This is a genomic window from Myroides sp. TSA_177.3 (genome assembly GCF_052691955.1).
The window spans coordinates 324,499-341,453 of record NZ_JBQZGD010000001.1 but is presented as its reverse complement, the minus strand read 5'-3'; the positions used below and the strand labels follow the sequence as shown (position 1 = coordinate 341,453).

Below are 16,955 nucleotides of genomic sequence, written 5' to 3'. Positions count from 1 at the left end.
AATTTTAGTTTCAATTACTAATCACAAAGATAAAATTTTCCTCTATATAGACATACTATATTTTGGCAAGTTTTATCTTTTTCCTGTTTTTAACAATAGCATTTAGTACTACTGTGCTTAATATTAACAAGGCACCGACATAAAATTCGGGGCTCATTTTTTCACTGTCTTTAAAAATTAAAATGGCTAATAGAATCCCATAGACAGGTTCTAGATTGATGGTTAGCATCACGGTAAACGGTGTTATATACTTCATAACATACACCGATCCGATAAAGGCAAAAGCGGTACAAAATGTACCTAAAACCAACAACCACAGCCAATCTGTTGTTGTAACGGTAAAGAATTCTACCGTAAATCCACCGCTAAACAAAAGATATAAAGAAAGAATCAACAATCCGCCGACCATTTCATAAAAGGTAATAATAGAAGCGGAAGAATGCTGTGCAAATTTACCGTTGATAATTGAAAAAACGGCGGATAAACAAGCAGCACTTAAGGCTAATAAAATTCCCTCTACATATTCCGTACTCACACTAAAAATCAAGCCTAATGCACAAACAACGATAAAACCAAAGAAAACTTCATAGGCAATAATCTTGCGTTTATAGAAAATCGGTTCTAGAATGGAAGTAAAAAAGGCGCCTGTTGACAAACAAGCCAAGGTTACAGATACATTAGAAACCTTGATGGCCCAGAAAAAAGTCAGCCAATGCAAGGCAATAACAATTCCTGCAGCCAAAAACTGAGTAATATTTTTTTTACTGTCTTTTAATGTTTGTCGTTTAAAAGCGAATAACAAAAGTAAGGTGATTACAGCAATAACAATTCTGTACCACACCAAAGGTAGAGCATCTAGTGTAATTAAATTACCTAAAATAGCTGTAAACCCCCAAACGAAAACAATGAGGTGTAACAGTAAATTACTCTTTACATTATCTGCGAGCATTTCGTAATAAAAATATAGCTAAAATTGAGAACGTGACGTTAGGAATCCACACGGCCACCAACGGTGACATACTAGAAGCTTCTGCTAACACACTAAAAATCTTATCAAAGAAAACATAGATAAAAGCTAACGCAATACCGATAGCTAAGTTAATTCCCATACCTCCTCTTCGTTTCATCGAAGACACAGATACGGCGATAATCGTCAAAATAAAGGCCGATACAGGCACACTGTATTTTTTATACAACACCACCAAATGCACATTGATATTAGAAGATCCGCGCATGCGTTCTTTTTCAATAAATCTCTTTAGTTGACCTAAAGTCATGGTTTCTGCTGCATATACGACAGGACTCAAATCATCAATATCGAATTCCAAATGCAATTCTTTGGAATCAGCAAACTCTAAAACATCCCCCGCATCCCCTACTTCTCTCTTGAAATAGTCATACAAGGCATACATTTTCGTTTCTTCATTCCATTCAATGCGTTTAGCGTCGATTTTTGAAACTAATTTATTGCCATCAAACTCTTCAATGGTGAAATTATACCCCGTATTTGTACTATAATTAAAGTTACTTACAAAGATAAATTCGTTGGCATTGATTTGTTTGAATACGTTCTGGCTTTCCCGAACCTCGTCTCTCTTCAGGTACTTATAACGGAAATCATTATATCCGGCACTTGCTTTAGGCACGATATACATGGACATAGCTAGTGCTAAGAACGAAATTAAAGTCGCTCCAATCAAATACGGACGTAGAAATCGAGTAAAAGATATTCCAGAACTTAAAATAGCCACAATTTCTGTGTTATTTGCCAGTTTGGAGGTAAACCAAATAATGGAAATAAACAGGAATATAGGAAATAACATATTGGCGAAATAGACCGTAAAATCCAAGTAGTACATCATGGTTGCTTGAATAGGCACCTTGTTCTCTAGGATTTTATTGATCTTTTCAGAAACGTCAATGACAATACCAATAGGTACAAATAGCAAGAGCATCACAAAAAAAGTGGCTAAATATCGCTTTAAAATATACCAGTCTATAATTTTCATCTGTACCCTACTTTTGCTATTTGACGTTTGTTGATTTTTACAATCTTTCCCCCAATTGTTTCACCATTTTATTTTTCCAAGTGGCAAATGTACCAGCTAAGATTTGTTGACGTGCTTCACGAACCAACCACATATAGAAACCTAAATTGTGAATAGACGCAATTTGTTTTCCTAGCGATTCGTTAGCCGCAAATAAGTGACGTAAATAGGCTTTTGAGTATTCTGTATCTACCCATGTATGTCCCATTGCATCAATTGGAGAGAAATCATCCTCCCATTTTTTATTTTTGATATTGATAATTCCTTCAGATGTAAACAACATTCCATTTCTCGCATTACGCGTTGGCATTACACAGTCAAACATATCAATACCCAAGGCAATATTTTCTAAGATATTAATTGGCGTACCAACCCCCATTAAATATCTTGGTTTATCTTCAGGTAAAATAGAAGTAACCACATCAGTCATTGCGTACATTTCTTCTGCAGGTTCCCCTACAGATAATCCTCCGATGGCATTTCCTTCTGCTCCAACATTAGCAATATACTCTGCTGATTGTTGGCGTAAATCTTTATATGTACTTCCTTGAACAATTGGAAATAAGGCTTGCGAATATCCGTATAGTTCCGGTGTTTTATTAAAATGTGTCACACAACGATCTAACCAACGGTGCGTCATGTGCATCGAGCGTTTTGCATAACGGTAATCACATGGATAAGGCGTACACTCATCAAAAGCCATGATGATATCCGCTCCAATCGCACGTTGAACTTCCATTACATTTTCTGGAGAGAAAAAGTGATACGATCCATCAATGTGTGATTTAAATTTCACTCCTTCTTCCTTGATTTTTCTGTTAGCAGAAAGCGAATATACTTGGAATCCCCCACTATCTGTTAGAATATTGCGGTCCCAATTCATGAATTTATGCAAACCACCTGCTTGCTTTAAGATTTCTACTTTTGGTCGTAGATATAAATGATAGGTATTTCCTAGAATAATATCAGGATTAATTTCTTCTTTTAGCTCACGTTGGTGCACTCCTTTTACTGTTGCTACCGTTCCAACGGGCATGAAAATAGGCGTTTCAATAACACCGTGATCCGTCGTAATTTTTCCAGCACGCGCACGTGACTGAACATCAGTATGTAATAATTCGAACTTCATATTGTCTATTTACAGCTTGCAAAGATAATTTAAAACTAGTCATCAAGCCTAGTTTTAATATTTTTTTCTATTTTCTAAAAAACACGGTATTTCAATAGTAAAGCAATAACGATTGGAGCACCAAAAATAGCGGTAATGGCATTAATAGGCAAAATCGCCTGTGCGTGTACTTGTGTAAGCATATCACAGAGTAAAAGCAAAATACTCCCCAACAACATACAAGCGCCAATTAACGTACGATGTGTGTTTGTTTTCCACAGCATACGCGCCATATGCGGTACAGCTAATCCAATAAAGGCAATAGGCCCGACAAAGGCTGTTGCTCCACCCGCCAATAAACTCGTGGTGATAATAATTAAATTTCTCGTTTGCTTCACGTTTATTCCCAAGGAAGCTGCATACGCATCTCCTAACAATAAGGCATCCAATCTTCGGATTAAAAATAGGGATAATCCGACACCTATACTAACAACAAATAAAAAAAGTAGTATCATTTCTTGGGTTAAATTCCCCAAACTTCCCGACATCCACACAACATATTTTTTTAGCTGATCCGCTTCACTAAAATAGGTCAGTATCGCTATAATGGCATTGGCAAAACTTCCAAACATTAACCCAACAATTAGCACTGTAACAGAACTTTTTACTCGATGCGATACGGCTAAAATAAGTAGTAACAAAAGTAAACTCCCTATAATAGCAGTACTAAGTAAGGTATAACTAGACATTAAATAAGGCGCGATAAATGCTGGAAGTAGTGCACCTCCCATCAACACTAAAGCTACCCCTAGTCCTGCACCTGCGCTAATTCCCAATACATAGGACTCGGCCATAGGATTGCGAAACAATGTTTGCATCAACAAACCACTTAACGCTAAGGCGATACCAACCAAAATAGCGACAAAAGCCTTGGGTAAACGATAATGCAACACAATATACTCCCATGAGGCTTTAGTTCCTTCTTGCCCTGTGAGAATGCGAATGACCTCTTTAAAAGGGATGTGTACACTGCCCCAAGAAAGATTTACAATCAATAGGAATACGACCAATACAATTCCCAATCCCCAACTTACTTTTGGTATGCTCATTTACTGCAATTGTCGATAAAAAAACGGTTGATAATCTGGTAATAGTTCTGGATGTACTATTTGAATGAGGTCTTTTAAAACCAAATCAGGTCGAAGCGGTCCCCACTCATAAAAGAGCGCTCCCCCTGTTTTTCCTTTCGTTGGAGCAAAAGAATATACATTGCCTTTTTTGAATGCCTCAAATTCTTTATAGTGTGGATTAGCCGCTGCCAAATCACTCAACGATTCATAATGTCCTGGATTAATCCAAAAATCAGCGTGTTGTCCTTTTTCAAGCACCTGTTCAAAAGATAGCGCTAAACTCCCTACTCCTGGTGTATCTTTCCACAGATAATCTGCTTTTGCATCTTTAAAATACACAGCTGCCCAGCTATTCCCTTCTGGCAAATACCAAACATCAGAATACATTACTCCACTGACTACAGTCGGTTGACTTTTTTCATTTTTCACAAGTTCTAAAGCTGCCGTATAATCTGTCACAATACCCTCAAAAAATTGATTGGCTTCCTTTTCTTTGTCATATAAAACACCAAACAACTTGATCCATTCTGCTTTGCCTAAAGGATTTTGTTCTGTCCAATCCCCATTGTATAAGACAGGAATACCAGCTTGTTCAATTGTATGTAAGGCTTTATTTCCATTGTCCATGGCAAATGCCATGAATACATCAGGTGCAGCATCGACAATCACTTCTACATTCAGTGTTTCATTTTGTCCTAATTCACGGATATGCCCGCGGTCAATCTCTTGTCGAATGGATTCAGTAGAGATATAATCCAGTCCTGCAAAACCAATAAGCGATTGCACTTCATCTAGCGTTGAAATAGCTGGAATATGTGTAGTCGATGTACAAGCAATGGTTTGAATGGGAATTTGAATTTGTGTATACTGTTTGAGAGAATCAGGCACTTGCGCTTGTTCTCTTTTCAAAACATAAGTAAACTGCTCCTTTGCTGATGCCCAAGGTTGGGTGATTTGAACCACATAGATACCATCATAGGCTTTTAGGGTGAATCCCTTAGCATACGTAATAAGAGATTGTGGTGTGGATTGCTCTACTTGTGCTGCCGTCTTGTCTTTGCATTCAGTGAACAAAAGCAACAAGGTTAATCCCAAACAATAAAAAGCTATTTTTTTCATTTACACTTGTGTTTACTACGCAAAAATAAACTTATTTATTCGATTGGAAGGCGAAGGTTTTTTTTTGTGGAGGTGGTGAGAGGGTGAGAGGGTGTGAGGGTGTGAGGGTGTGGAGCTGTAGAGCTGTCGACCTCACCGCCTCACCACCCACCAACCTCACCACCCACCAATCTCACCACCTCACAAAAAAAAGCTATCCTTTCAAATAAAAGGATAGCCGAAACCAGAAACGTTAATTAATATAAAGTCGTTTAATCTTAAACTTTATGTCTTTCTTTTTGTAAAATCTAAATTGGAACTTGATCGTTTCTAACCATAAACGAATAAAAACTTCTTTGGAGTTTTTTCCAATTAATCGAGCATAGTGCTCTGCCATCTTTTCAATATCATTAATATTGGTGGTTAGATGTGCTAAGTTTTTCATGCGATGCGAAAACGACATTTCCTGATCAAATTTCATTCGATTTAAATCGACCAAATAAAACGTATAGGTTCCATCTGGTTGTTTTTTAATCAGTGTGTTTCCTGGCGAATGATCTAAAAACTTAATTCCCTTTTCATGTAAACCATAAGAAAAACGAACAAATTCTTCCAAAATAACATCCCGATCAGGATAGTTCTTTTGCATAATTAAATCGCGATAGGTAATTTCCGCCTCGACGAGTTCCGAAATATAATAGGTATTCCGAATCGTTGTGGCCGTACTATATTCAAAATACGCTACCGCTTGTGGGTTAGCTACTCCCAATTCCTTTAGCTTTTCAGCGTGCTCAAACGATCGCAATCCTTTGGGTTTTCTAAAAAACTTATACACGCGTTTATTAAATTCATTGGGAATTTTAAAAGATTTAATAGCTACTCGTTGACCAGTAGATAAGGTTGCTAGTTTAATTGAGTTTCTACTTCCTTTAAAAAGATACGTAGTTAATGCATCATAGTTTTCAATTAGGTTTGTTAATTCTTCTTGTTGGTTTTGATATAAGGGGTGAATACGTTGATTTACCCTTAGTTGAGTCATAATTTAATTGATTTTTAATTCTATACTAAGATACGGCTATTCTAGGACACCCGTTTTCACTCCAAAAACAACACAAACACCTACAATACAACTAGTTACAAAATAAAAAAAGCCCCAATTTATATTTTATCCTTTTTTAATTTCTACCATTAAATTAAGAAATCCTTCTACTTAACATTTACAAATCACTCATTTACTTAAACTTACCCTCTATTTTAATCCTTTTTAATAAATCTTATTCATTCTTCATCTCTTCTTTTTAGCCTCTCTTGCGTTTCGTTCACTTTTACGGATATCATTCTTTTTTAATCCTAAGCATTTGTTTTTCGTGATTAATTTCACACTTCCTTGCCATTAACACATCTTTAGTTTGAAACATTCCGAACTAAAAAGTAAAATAAATACTTTTGTATCCTTTCTACCTTCTTCACACGCAAAGGAAGAGATATTGTTAAAAACAGTTAAATAAAAAACCTATTTTGACAACTTCATCAAATAATTTTCTTGTTCTTTTATACTACAATCCTATTATTTGCGTTAAGAGAATAGTAGAAAATAACACCTTTAAAAAACAAGTTTTCTGGGTATAAAACGAATAGCTAACGCGCTTCTACAGTAAATGAATCACATAGAATGAGCGATTTCAATGTTAATTAAGGAGTTGACCGATAAATTTTACGGATTACCTCTTGTTTATTTCAGAATAAAAACTAATTTTGAGAAAGATAAAAATTAACATTTTATTAAACTTTCACTTTTGTGTAATACTAATACTATGCAACTAAATATGAAAAAACTTTTATTTCTAGCACTATCATTATCAATCCTTTCAACATCTTGTAGTACATCGGATGATCCATTTGTAGAAGTACCACAAGTGCCAAACCTTGACAATGGTTTACTTATTTTAAATCAAGGAGGTTTACAGTTTAATGATGCATCCATAGGATTTTCAAGTTTTGCTTACGATAAATATCATGCTAATATTGCACAAACCGCAGACAAAGTATTAGGAGATCAAGCTCACAGTATGTCTTTCAAAGACAACAAAGCATTTGTTGTATTAAAAGGGTCTAATAAAGTTGAAATTTTCAATCGCTATACATTTAAACACGAAGGAACCATTACAGAAGGTTTAAATATGCCTTTGTACATTGCTTTTGCGAACAACAAAATATATGTTACGAATGAGGAAACACAATCGGTTAGTATATATGATGCAAACTACAAATTCCTTAGTGACATTAAAATCAATGCGCCAATAGCTCAAATTTTAGCTTGGCATACCAAATTGTATGTACAAAAGAATATTTCTGCAGATAAAAGTGAGATAGCTGTTATTGACGCAAACTCGAACATTACAAAAACAATTCCGGTAGAAAAAGAGTTGAAAGACCTTGTTACTTTAGGTGATTTTGTTTTTGCTATTTCAAGTACAAGTGATAAATCATTCTTCTATAAAATAGACGCACAAACGGACACGAAAGTAACTGAATTCTTCTCTACGAGAAATTCAGCGGCAAAGAACTTGCGTTTAGACAATAATGATTTGTACTACACAAGTAATAACTCTGTTTACAAATGGAATCCACATGATACAAATGTACAAGTTGCACCTGTCTTGACTATTCCAGAAAAAGATTATAATGCGGCTTCTACCTTCTATGGTTTCAACGTAATTAAAAATACAATTTACATTGGAGATGCAGGAGATATGATGGATCCAAGTAAAGTTTCCATCTACCAAAATGGTAAAATGATTCAAAGTTTTACAGCGGGAATCTTAACAAGTAATTTCTACGCTAACTACAAATAATAGCAAAGAGTCCTTCGGGACTCTTTTTTATTTCCCCCTATTTCCATTATATTTCAAAAAAGCTATAATTGTTCCATTATATTTTCTATTTTTACTATAATATTAATTTAGTTCGCAAGAAATAATGAAGAACAAAAAAAATTTCACTTACTTCATTGGCGGTATACTGATTGTTAGCTTACTTGTATTGGTCATACAATCCCAGTATCTCAAAACAACACAAGCACCACCTTCAGAAACCAATCTCGGCACTTTTTCTAATCCAGAAGTTGCTTATCAAGAATGTAAAACTATTTTATCTGAAGTTTCGAGAGCCTTAAATACTAGCGATACAACTAATTAGAATACCATGAAACGAATCGTACCTTATTTGATCTGTTGTTTGATGTTACTTTCAGCACAACTAACATTAGGTCAGGACAGCTTTTCAAAATTTGAAAAAAACAAAAACATCAACAATGTTGTAGTCAACAAGAAGATGTTTGAAATGATGGCTAACGTAAAAGTAGAAGCAACGAACACCGAAGAAAAGCTCTATTTTGATTTAATCAAGAAACTAACCAGCTTACGCGTTTTTAATACCAAGACGCAAGAAGTAAAAAAAGAGATGACGTCGACCATCAATGATTATGTGAAAGACAAAAATCTCAAAGAATTAGTAAACAAAAAAGACAGTGATTCTAAAATTATCATTTACATTGACCAAACAGGAACGAACCAAAATATTTCAGAACTGGTAATGTACAATGACAGTGTGGATCCAACTAAAGAAACCGTTTTAGTTCTCATCACAGGAAATTTCAGTTTAAAAGAACTTTCCTCCTTAACCAAGAAAATGAATTTACCACTAGGAAATACCCTAGACAAGCTATAAAAACAGACGCTCCTTTTAAACAAAGGGGCGTTTTTTTATTATTTACAATAAACAACTGACATTTATCAGACTATATTAATATTATTTTTCATAAATTAGTACAGAATAACATAAATAAACACGTATTATGAACTTAATGAATTTACCTCTGTACAATTTTGCTAATGGCACATTTATGATCATTATCTTTGGATTAGTATGTGTGGGACTTGTCGTAGCAATCTTCATGTTTATGGGAGGAAGCCCAAAAAAGGAAGATGAAGAAGAAGAAAACAAACTAGACTAAAAGAAAGACGATATACCATTCACGTGAAAAAAAAATTGTGATGTGCGACCATCACAATTTCTTTTTCAGCGCATAGCAAGTTAATTGCCTTGCCTTTTTATACTTGTATTGCAGTACACAGTTCAATTAAGAAACCGTTGCAATCTGTGACATAGGCCACTGTTTGCCCCCATGGTTTCACCTTTACTGGCTCATATAGTGAAGCGCCAGCCGCTACTGCGCGTTGTACTGCTTGCTCAACATCTTCTACTACAAACCCCAACTCGATTCCCATTACACGGTCTTTACTCACAGCTGTAAATCCTTTGGATAAATTAGTCTGTGCCAATTCCTCTGCTGCAAAGGCCAAAGTAGTATCTCCTGAAATTAATTCGGCATAATCTCCTTCTGGGGTAATGAACTTGCGTTCAAATCCAAAAGCACTTTCGTAAAATGCAACGGTTACTTCAACCTGTTTTACATACATAATGGTATAGCTGTACTTAATCATTTTTAGTCTTTTTCTACTCAAAGATACAACTAGATTCTAGCATTAAAATCACAAAAAAACCGATTTTTTCTCATTCTTATCGTTTTCTAACCTAGCATTAAATTTCTTTAATGTTAATTTTCAAACACTTATAAGTTTTACTTTTGTTGTAAAATGCACAAGTTATGAACATATTATTGGTTGAAGATGAGGCAAATGTGTCTAATTTTATTCGCAAAGGATTAGAAGAGAGTCAACATAAAGTAACCTTGGCTTATGAGGGTTTCATGGGACTAAAATTAGCAATGGAACACGAATTTGACCTTATTATTTTAGATGTGATTCTCCCAAACATCAATGGGTTTGATCTCTGTCAGGAAATCAAAAAACACAAATCAGATACGCCTATATTAATGCTGACAGCCCTTTCTACTCTACATGATAAAATCAAAGGTTTCAATATGGGAGCGGATGATTACTTGACAAAACCTTTTCATTATGAAGAACTTTTACTGCGCATCAATGCCTTGACTCGTCGCATGAAGATGGCTGTTCCCAGTTTAGAATACACCGTTGATAATTTGGTTATGAATTGCTTTCAGAAAAAAGTATACCGCGATCAGGTTGAAATCAACTTAACCCAAAAAGAATATCATTTATTGGAATACTTTCTCCTCAACAAAAACCGCGTCTTGAGTCGCGCGCAAATTGCAGAGGCAGTATGGGGTATTGACTTTGATCGAGGAACCAACCTCATCGATGTATACATCAATTACCTGAGAAGAAAACTAAACAAAAACCAAGAGACAACACTGATTCAAACCGTCATTGGGATGGGGTACATTTTAAAAGACGAACAATGAAAATAAGAACCCGACTCTCCTTACAATTTATTGGCTTATTTGCCATCTTGCTTTTAGGGGTACTGACTTCTATTTACTTTGTTGTCGCTACCCAATGGAAAAAGAATTTCTTTCGCCAATTAGAAGATCGCGCCATTACTGTAGGGCATAATTATTTAGCGGAAGACAATTTCACCAAGGCTGAATACGATGAGGTACTACGCAAATTTCCACGTACCTTACCCAAAGAGCAAATTCGCATTTATACCTCTTCTTTTGAACCCACCTATATTGCTGAACAAGAATTGCGCTGGGACAAAGCACTCCTGCAACAAATTTACACCCATAAAAAAGTACAATTTCAACAAGAAGGGGATTTCATTGTAGGGATTTTCTATGAGGATAATTCCGGAAACTATATTATAGTGGCCAAAGCGACCAATGACAATGGAGAAAAAGCGCTGCAACAATTGCGCAGCATCATGCTTTTTAGTCTTTTGATTGCTTTAATCATTACGTTTATACTATCGCGCATTTTCTCAAATTCCCTATTAAACCCCATCAAGAGCATCATCAATCACGTTCAGGATAAAGACGTAGAAAATTTAGTTCAACCTATTCCCGTTGACCATATGTCCAAGGATGAAATTAAAACCTTAAGCGACACCATCAATACGTTGTTTTTGCGTTTGCATACTTCTTTTGACAATCAGCAATCTTTTGTTTCTCATGCCTCTCATGAGCTCAAAACGCCAATTGCTTCTATGATGGGCAATGCAGAAATTGCGTTGCGCAGTCCGCGTACAGAAGCCGAATACCAAGAAGTATTGGCAGGTATAGTCAAAGATGCCAGTCACATCAATCGCATCATCAATAATTTATTGACGTTATCCCAATTAAATAACGCGCGTTATTCGCTGCAAGAAACGTCTTTTGAGGCTTTTTGGTGGACCTTAATCGATCATTTGGTTGCTACCCAAAAGGATGTAAACCTCAACCTAGCCATAGAAACACAAGAAGAATTATATGCGTTGTACTTTAATGGAAATTCTCATTTGCTTGAGCTCGCACTTTCCAATATCATCCTCAATGCCCATAAATTTTCTCATCAAGCTCCCATCCAATTGACCTTGAAAACCACAGCAAACGATATTCTTATTCTTATTGAAGATCAAGGAATTGGCATCCACAAAGAGGATTTGGATAAGTTATTCCTTCCTTTTTTCCGTTCTCCTAATGCTTTAGGGATTAAAGGAACTGGATTAGGGTTGTCTTTGGCTTATAAAATTATTGAATTACACCAGGGTAGTTTAACGGTTCAGTCGATTCTACACCAAGGAACAACCGTGACCATCCGCCTACCCAAACAAATGAAAGCAACAGATTAATTTTTTTTAATCTCATTTTAATCTCTCCTTTATCTCGGTTTAAAGTCCTTTTAATCTCGTCCTATTAGGTTTGTCTTCTAATTTAATTGCAAACCACAATGCGTAAAACAAAAAGACTCTTAGCCACCTTACTCTTTTGTTTCAGCTTATTGAGTGCACAAGCACACGATAAAAAAACGCCTATTTTAGTGCGAGATGCCGAAACTTTACTCCCTTTACCAGGAGTGACGATTGAGAATATGAGCAAAAAAGAATATAGTTTCACTTTAGAGGATGGTTCCTTTGATCTACAAGTAGAAGAAAAAGAAACCATCCAATTGCGATTGTCCTATTTGGGGTATCAAGAGCAATTCATCACCATTGACGGGACTAGCCTACCTGAAACTATCGATTTACTTATTGAAGAAAACGTCTTAGACGGCATTATCATAACGGGATATACCAAACAATCAAAAGGAAGAACAACAGGTGCTGTTGGGAAAATTGAAGCAAAAGCGCTCAATCAATTACAGGTTAGCTCAATGGATCAAGCCTTACAAGGACAAGTTCCAGGTTTGTATGTTGCTTCGCCATCCGGGCAACCTGGCACACCAGGCCGTGTTACCATCCGCGGAATTGGGTCCTTACAAGATGAAAATACCAATCCGCTTTACATCTTAAATGGCATGCCTATTTCGCCAGAAACCTTTACCTCTCTTCCTCCCGAAGACTTTGAGGATATTACGGTTTTAAAGGATGCAGCTGCGACTGCTCAATACGGTTCTAGAGGAGCCAATGGTGTTATTGTGATTACTTCAAAAAAAGGGATGGCCAATACCCCTTTACAAGTAACCTATCAAACCCAATATGGTTTTGCACAAGCCAACAACAGCAAATGGGATATGATGAATACCAACCAACGCTTGGAATTTGAGGAACTATTACAAGATCCTGATTTACCAGGTTGGGCGTATTCTCAAAAAAATCCATACAAAATAGTGAATGGCACAACCGTTGCCAAAACGGATGAAGATTATATAAATGATGCACAACGGTTGAATCAAATCAGACAAACCAATATCGATTGGCGTAAAAAGATTTTGCGCAAAGGGATTATTCAATCTCACGCCTTGAGTTTAACCAGTGGAAATGAAAAAACACAACACTATACTGCTTTCAATTATTACAAGCAAGAAGGTGTTTTGTATAATTCAGGCTTAGAACGATTTAATATTAACTCCAATATTCACCACCAAAGTAAACGATTTAAAGCCGATTTTTTTATCAACTTGGCACAAAGCAACAGTAAAGAGTCGGAATCGGATTTTGACGTCAGCGAAACCAACCCTGTAGCCTCTCTTTACTTTGCTTTGCCTTATGAAAATCCTTATGATGAAAATGGGCAATTGCAACCAGGTGCTAATCGATTCGGTACAAATGCATTGGCCATGTATCAAGATGTGAATCGAAAAACGATTGGTTTAAAAGGAGTGCTCTCTGGGAATTTCTCTTATGCCTTAACGGATGAATTGAAATTAACCTCAACGCTTGGGGTGGATTATAGCAAATACTCCAATACCCACATCATCAAACCCGATACTTATTTTGGTGAATTAGTTGAAGAAGGTGGGCAAGGGATGTACAGCCAAGGCGATCAAAATAAAATCAGTACGATGAGTAATTTTGGTTTTAATTATCGAACCCAATGGGACAAACATGAAATAGAAGCCATTGGATTAGTAGAGATGAATCGCTATAAATACGATTACCACGGATTTACTGGATTTGGATTAATTCACGGATTGGATCAAACCCCTTCAGGTATTACACCAGGAACACCAGAAAACGATTTTATTCCCAAAGTAGAAGGTGGTGCATCAGAAAACCTTTTGGTTTCTCAAATCGCCTTATTGCGCTATTCGTATGAAAACAAATACACCCTGAGTGGTAGTGTAAGACGCGATGGTTCTTCTCGTGTTCCCTCAGCAAATCGCTACAAGTATTTCTATGCATTAGGCGGAAATTGGAACATGAAATACGAAGATTTCCTTATTGACAACGAAGTAATCTCGACTGCAAGAATGCGCATTAGTTACGGATTAACTGGAAATGCTAATGGGTTCGCTAGTGATTTTGGTTACCGTCGTTTATATGGCCCAGGGCAATACAATGGACAAACGGGATTGGTGCCAACAACACCAGGGAATGCCAACTACAATTGGGAGATGAATCGCATTTTCGATCTGGGTCTTGAAGTGGGATTCTTTAAAAATCGCCTCGTTGCAGAAATTGATTTCTACAACCGAATTACGAGTGATTTATTTATTGACCGCACCTTATCTATGACTTCTGGTTTTGAATCCCTTCCTTCAAATCTAGGAAAAATTCGCAACCGAGGAGTAGAGTTCAAAATCGCTGGAGATATTATTAGACAGGGGGATTTCACTTGGAATATGGGGCTGAACCTTGCTTTCAACAAGAATAAAATCCTCAGCTTAGGAGAAGAAGACGATATCGTCACTGAAGATTACTCCATCCATCAGGTAGGAAAATCATTGGGCCACTTTTATATGGTGCGTTGGGCAGGTGTAAACACTCAAACAGGAGCACCTCAATATTTAGACAAAGAAGGCAATATTACGGATGTTTATGATCCAGAAAATGCTGTTTTAGTGAAAGGGAGTTTTGATCCCTCTTGGAAAGGTGGAATCACGACGAGTTTCCGATACAAGAACGTAGAAGTAAGTGCGTTATTTTCGTTCATCAAAGGAATGTATCGTTTGAATACGGGAGAGTTCTATCGTACCTCAGCGGATCCGAATTACCGCATTTACAACCAATCGACTAGCATGTTAGATTTCTGGCAAAAACCCGGAGATGAAAGCAGTAATCCACATCCAAGCCATACCAGATACTTAACTGATCGTGAGCTACAACGTGCAGATTATCTGAAACTGAGAAATTTAAACGTCAACTACAAATTCACTGATTTAGGTCGAGCGGGTAAATTCATCAAAGAAGTGAATGTCTTTGCACAAGGGTCGAATTTAATTACCTGGACCAAATGGAAAGGACAAGATCCTGAAGATGACAACAATTGGTACCAATATGAATATCCTCTTCCCCGCACCATCACAGCAGGTTTAAAAGTAATTTTCTAAAAGATAATACAGATGCATACAACAACATATACCCTAAAAAACAGCTTCCTTCTTCTACTCGCACTTGTCTTTTTGACGAGTTGTGATCGCATGTTAGACCTTGATCCGAAGGAAAATGTGGATTCCGATCAGATTTACAAATCCGTACGCTACTTTGAATATGGTGTAGTCGGGATTTACAACAACTTACACTTAGAAAACTCCACCTTATTGGGATCCATTATGGCAGATGAATGTAAATTGAGTAGTGAGAATACAGGAGTAGACGGTTATGCCGTTCACCTGAACCGATGGACCTATAGCTCAGATGATGAAATCCTTCATGAAACATGGAAGGATTACTATCATGCCCTTTATAAAATCAATACACTATTAGAAAATAAAGATCGCGTACCACAAGAATCTGCAGAAGATAAGGAAGCCATGGCGATATTGGAAGGAGAATTAAAAGGATTGCGTGCTATGGTTCACTTTGAACTACATCGCATCTTTGGTGATTCTGATGCAAAAAAGGGACAAGCTTTGACTATTCCTTATGTTACGAGTACCGATTTATTTCAAAAACCAGGAAAAACACCCCTAGCTGACTTTTATACTCTCGTATGGAAAGACCTACAAGCTGCAGAAGAACACTTGACGAATACGCATGCACCGACTCGATTTTCACTAGACGCTACTTATGCTTTAGCTGCACGAGTTGCCCTTTACCAAAAAGAGTATCCTCGAGCGATTACCTATGCAACAAAAGTCATGACACAATATACCTTAGCCACAAAGGAGCAGTACACCGCCTTATGGAGAGCCAATCAAACGGCAGAAGTGATTTTCAAATTGGCAAGAAACAATGAAGATGACCTTCGTCCCAATACCTTATGGTACAACTTCAATACGGGAAAGAGTTTGTTTTATGGTTCAACGAAACTAATCCAATCCTATGAGGAAGAAGACGTGCGTTTCTCACTTTTCTTTGGAGAAGAGCAGGCGAATCAAATTGCCAAATACTCCGGGGAAGGAAATGAGAATCGCATCAGTGATTTACCCGTATTTCGCCTAGCAGAAGTATATCTGATTCGCGCAGAAGCCTATTTCCGAACAGGTGCTACTGCGTTGGGAATACGCGATATGCAAGCGTTAATAGAGGCACGAATGGGAGAAGAAATCACGATAACGGAATTGGATGAATCTGTTATTTTAACGGAGCGATTCAAGGAATTAGCCTTTGAAGGACATCGTTACTTTGACTTAAAGCGATTAGGGCAACCACTAGAACGAAATACAGAAGATTTAGCCGCCGCTACGGATAGTAAACAACTGCTTTTTGGTAGCCCATTATATCAATTGCCTATTCCCTTGAAAGAAGTACAGAGTAATCCTAATTTGTGAGGTTTGTGCTTTGTGAGATTTGTGCTTTGTGAGGTTTGTGCTTTGTGAGGTTTGTACTTTGTGAGGTTTGTACTTTGTGAGGTTTGCACTTTGTGAGGTTTGTGTTTTGTGAGGTTTGTACTTTGTGAGAATCCTTCAAAAAAACAAATTTACTTAAAAGCAAAAAACACCTTTATAAAAGACAATCTACCCCCAACGCAAGTCAAATAAAGAGCGTCAAATGTTTGAAAAGGCTGTAAAAATAAAAGGTGTTTGAGCACAGCGAGTTCTTTTATTTTCAGCCTTGAAAACTAATTTGACCTTTATTTGAGTTAGTTGAAGGGTTTTTTGTTTC

General features: G+C 36.7%; 14 protein-coding genes. 7 read left to right on the top strand and 7 right to left on the bottom strand.

What is annotated here, in order from left to right; genetic code table 11:
* Nucleotides 1–55: 55 nt before the first annotated feature.
* The 6 genes from ACUTSE_RS01485 to ACUTSE_RS01460 form a co-directional block, all read right to left on the bottom strand.
* A complete protein-coding gene (locus ACUTSE_RS01485) occupies nt 56–949 on the bottom strand; it encodes a DMT family transporter (RefSeq protein WP_002990198.1) in 894 nt (297 codons plus the stop codon).
* Nucleotides 936–2,009, bottom strand: coding sequence for an LptF/LptG family permease (locus tag ACUTSE_RS01480; RefSeq protein ID WP_445638965.1), 1,074 nt, complete (start codon nt 2,007–2,009; stop codon nt 936–938). Before ACUTSE_RS01480 ends, ACUTSE_RS01485 begins: the two co-directional genes overlap by 14 nt.
* Nucleotides 2,010–2,046: 37 nt before the next feature.
* Nucleotides 2,047–3,177 carry a tRNA guanosine(34) transglycosylase Tgt gene (gene tgt, locus ACUTSE_RS01475; RefSeq protein ID WP_445638964.1) on the bottom strand — a complete coding sequence of 377 codons (1,131 nt, stop codon included), beginning with the start codon at nt 3,175–3,177 and terminating at the stop codon, nt 2,047–2,049.
* Between the two features lie 74 nt (nt 3,178–3,251).
* A complete protein-coding gene (locus ACUTSE_RS01470; RefSeq protein WP_445638963.1) occupies nt 3,252–4,265 on the bottom strand; it encodes a FecCD family ABC transporter permease in 1,014 nt (337 codons plus the stop codon).
* Entirely contained in the window at nt 4,266–5,405 is a 1,140-nt protein-coding gene (locus ACUTSE_RS01465; RefSeq protein WP_445638962.1) for an ABC transporter substrate-binding protein, read from the bottom strand. It lies immediately after the preceding gene.
* Between the two features lie 232 nt (nt 5,406–5,637).
* The gene (locus ACUTSE_RS01460; RefSeq protein WP_445638961.1) at nt 5,638–6,423 is read right to left on the bottom strand and encodes a lipopolysaccharide kinase InaA family protein; all 786 of its coding nucleotides are present in this window, start codon (nt 6,421–6,423) and stop codon (nt 5,638–5,640) included.
* A gap of 787 nt (nt 6,424–7,210) precedes the next feature.
* Here ACUTSE_RS01460 and ACUTSE_RS01455 point away from each other — a divergent pair.
* From ACUTSE_RS01455 to ACUTSE_RS01445, 3 genes are all read left to right on the top strand, one after another.
* Nucleotides 7,211–8,239, top strand: coding sequence for a YncE family protein (locus ACUTSE_RS01455; RefSeq protein WP_445638960.1), 1,029 nt, complete (start codon nt 7,211–7,213; stop codon nt 8,237–8,239).
* A 349-nt stretch (nt 8,240–8,588) separates the two neighbouring features.
* A complete protein-coding gene (locus tag ACUTSE_RS01450; RefSeq protein ID WP_445638959.1) occupies nt 8,589–9,113 on the top strand; it encodes a DUF4252 domain-containing protein in 525 nt (174 codons plus the stop codon).
* 127 nt (nt 9,114–9,240) lie between these two features.
* The gene (locus ACUTSE_RS01445) at nt 9,241–9,399 is read left to right on the top strand and encodes a hypothetical protein (protein ID WP_002990180.1); all 159 of its coding nucleotides are present in this window, start codon (nt 9,241–9,243) and stop codon (nt 9,397–9,399) included.
* A 97-nt stretch (nt 9,400–9,496) separates the two neighbouring features.
* Here ACUTSE_RS01445 and ACUTSE_RS01440 read toward each other — a convergent pair whose 3' ends face one another.
* Nucleotides 9,497–9,889 (bottom strand): VOC family protein, encoded by a 393-nt coding sequence (locus tag ACUTSE_RS01440; RefSeq protein WP_445638958.1) that lies wholly within the window; start codon nt 9,887–9,889, stop codon nt 9,497–9,499.
* A 164-nt stretch (nt 9,890–10,053) separates the two neighbouring features.
* On the opposite strand from ACUTSE_RS01440, the gene ACUTSE_RS01435 reads away from it, so the two are divergent.
* From ACUTSE_RS01435 to ACUTSE_RS01420, 4 genes are all read left to right on the top strand, one after another.
* Nucleotides 10,054–10,731 carry a response regulator transcription factor gene (locus ACUTSE_RS01435; RefSeq protein WP_445638957.1) on the top strand — a complete coding sequence of 226 codons (678 nt, stop codon included), beginning with the start codon at nt 10,054–10,056 and terminating at the stop codon, nt 10,729–10,731.
* Nucleotides 10,728–12,098 (top strand): ATP-binding protein, encoded by a 1,371-nt coding sequence (locus ACUTSE_RS01430; protein WP_445638956.1) that lies wholly within the window; start codon nt 10,728–10,730, stop codon nt 12,096–12,098. The genes ACUTSE_RS01435 and ACUTSE_RS01430 overlap by 4 nt, the downstream gene beginning before the upstream one ends.
* 98 nt (nt 12,099–12,196) lie before the next feature.
* Nucleotides 12,197–15,238, top strand: a complete 3,042-nt coding sequence (locus tag ACUTSE_RS01425; protein ID WP_445638955.1) for a SusC/RagA family TonB-linked outer membrane protein — start codon at nt 12,197–12,199, stop codon at nt 15,236–15,238.
* Between the two features lie 12 nt (nt 15,239–15,250).
* Entirely contained in the window at nt 15,251–16,621 is a 1,371-nt protein-coding gene (locus ACUTSE_RS01420) for a RagB/SusD family nutrient uptake outer membrane protein (protein ID WP_445638954.1), read from the top strand.
* Nucleotides 16,622–16,955 lie beyond the last annotated feature (334 nt).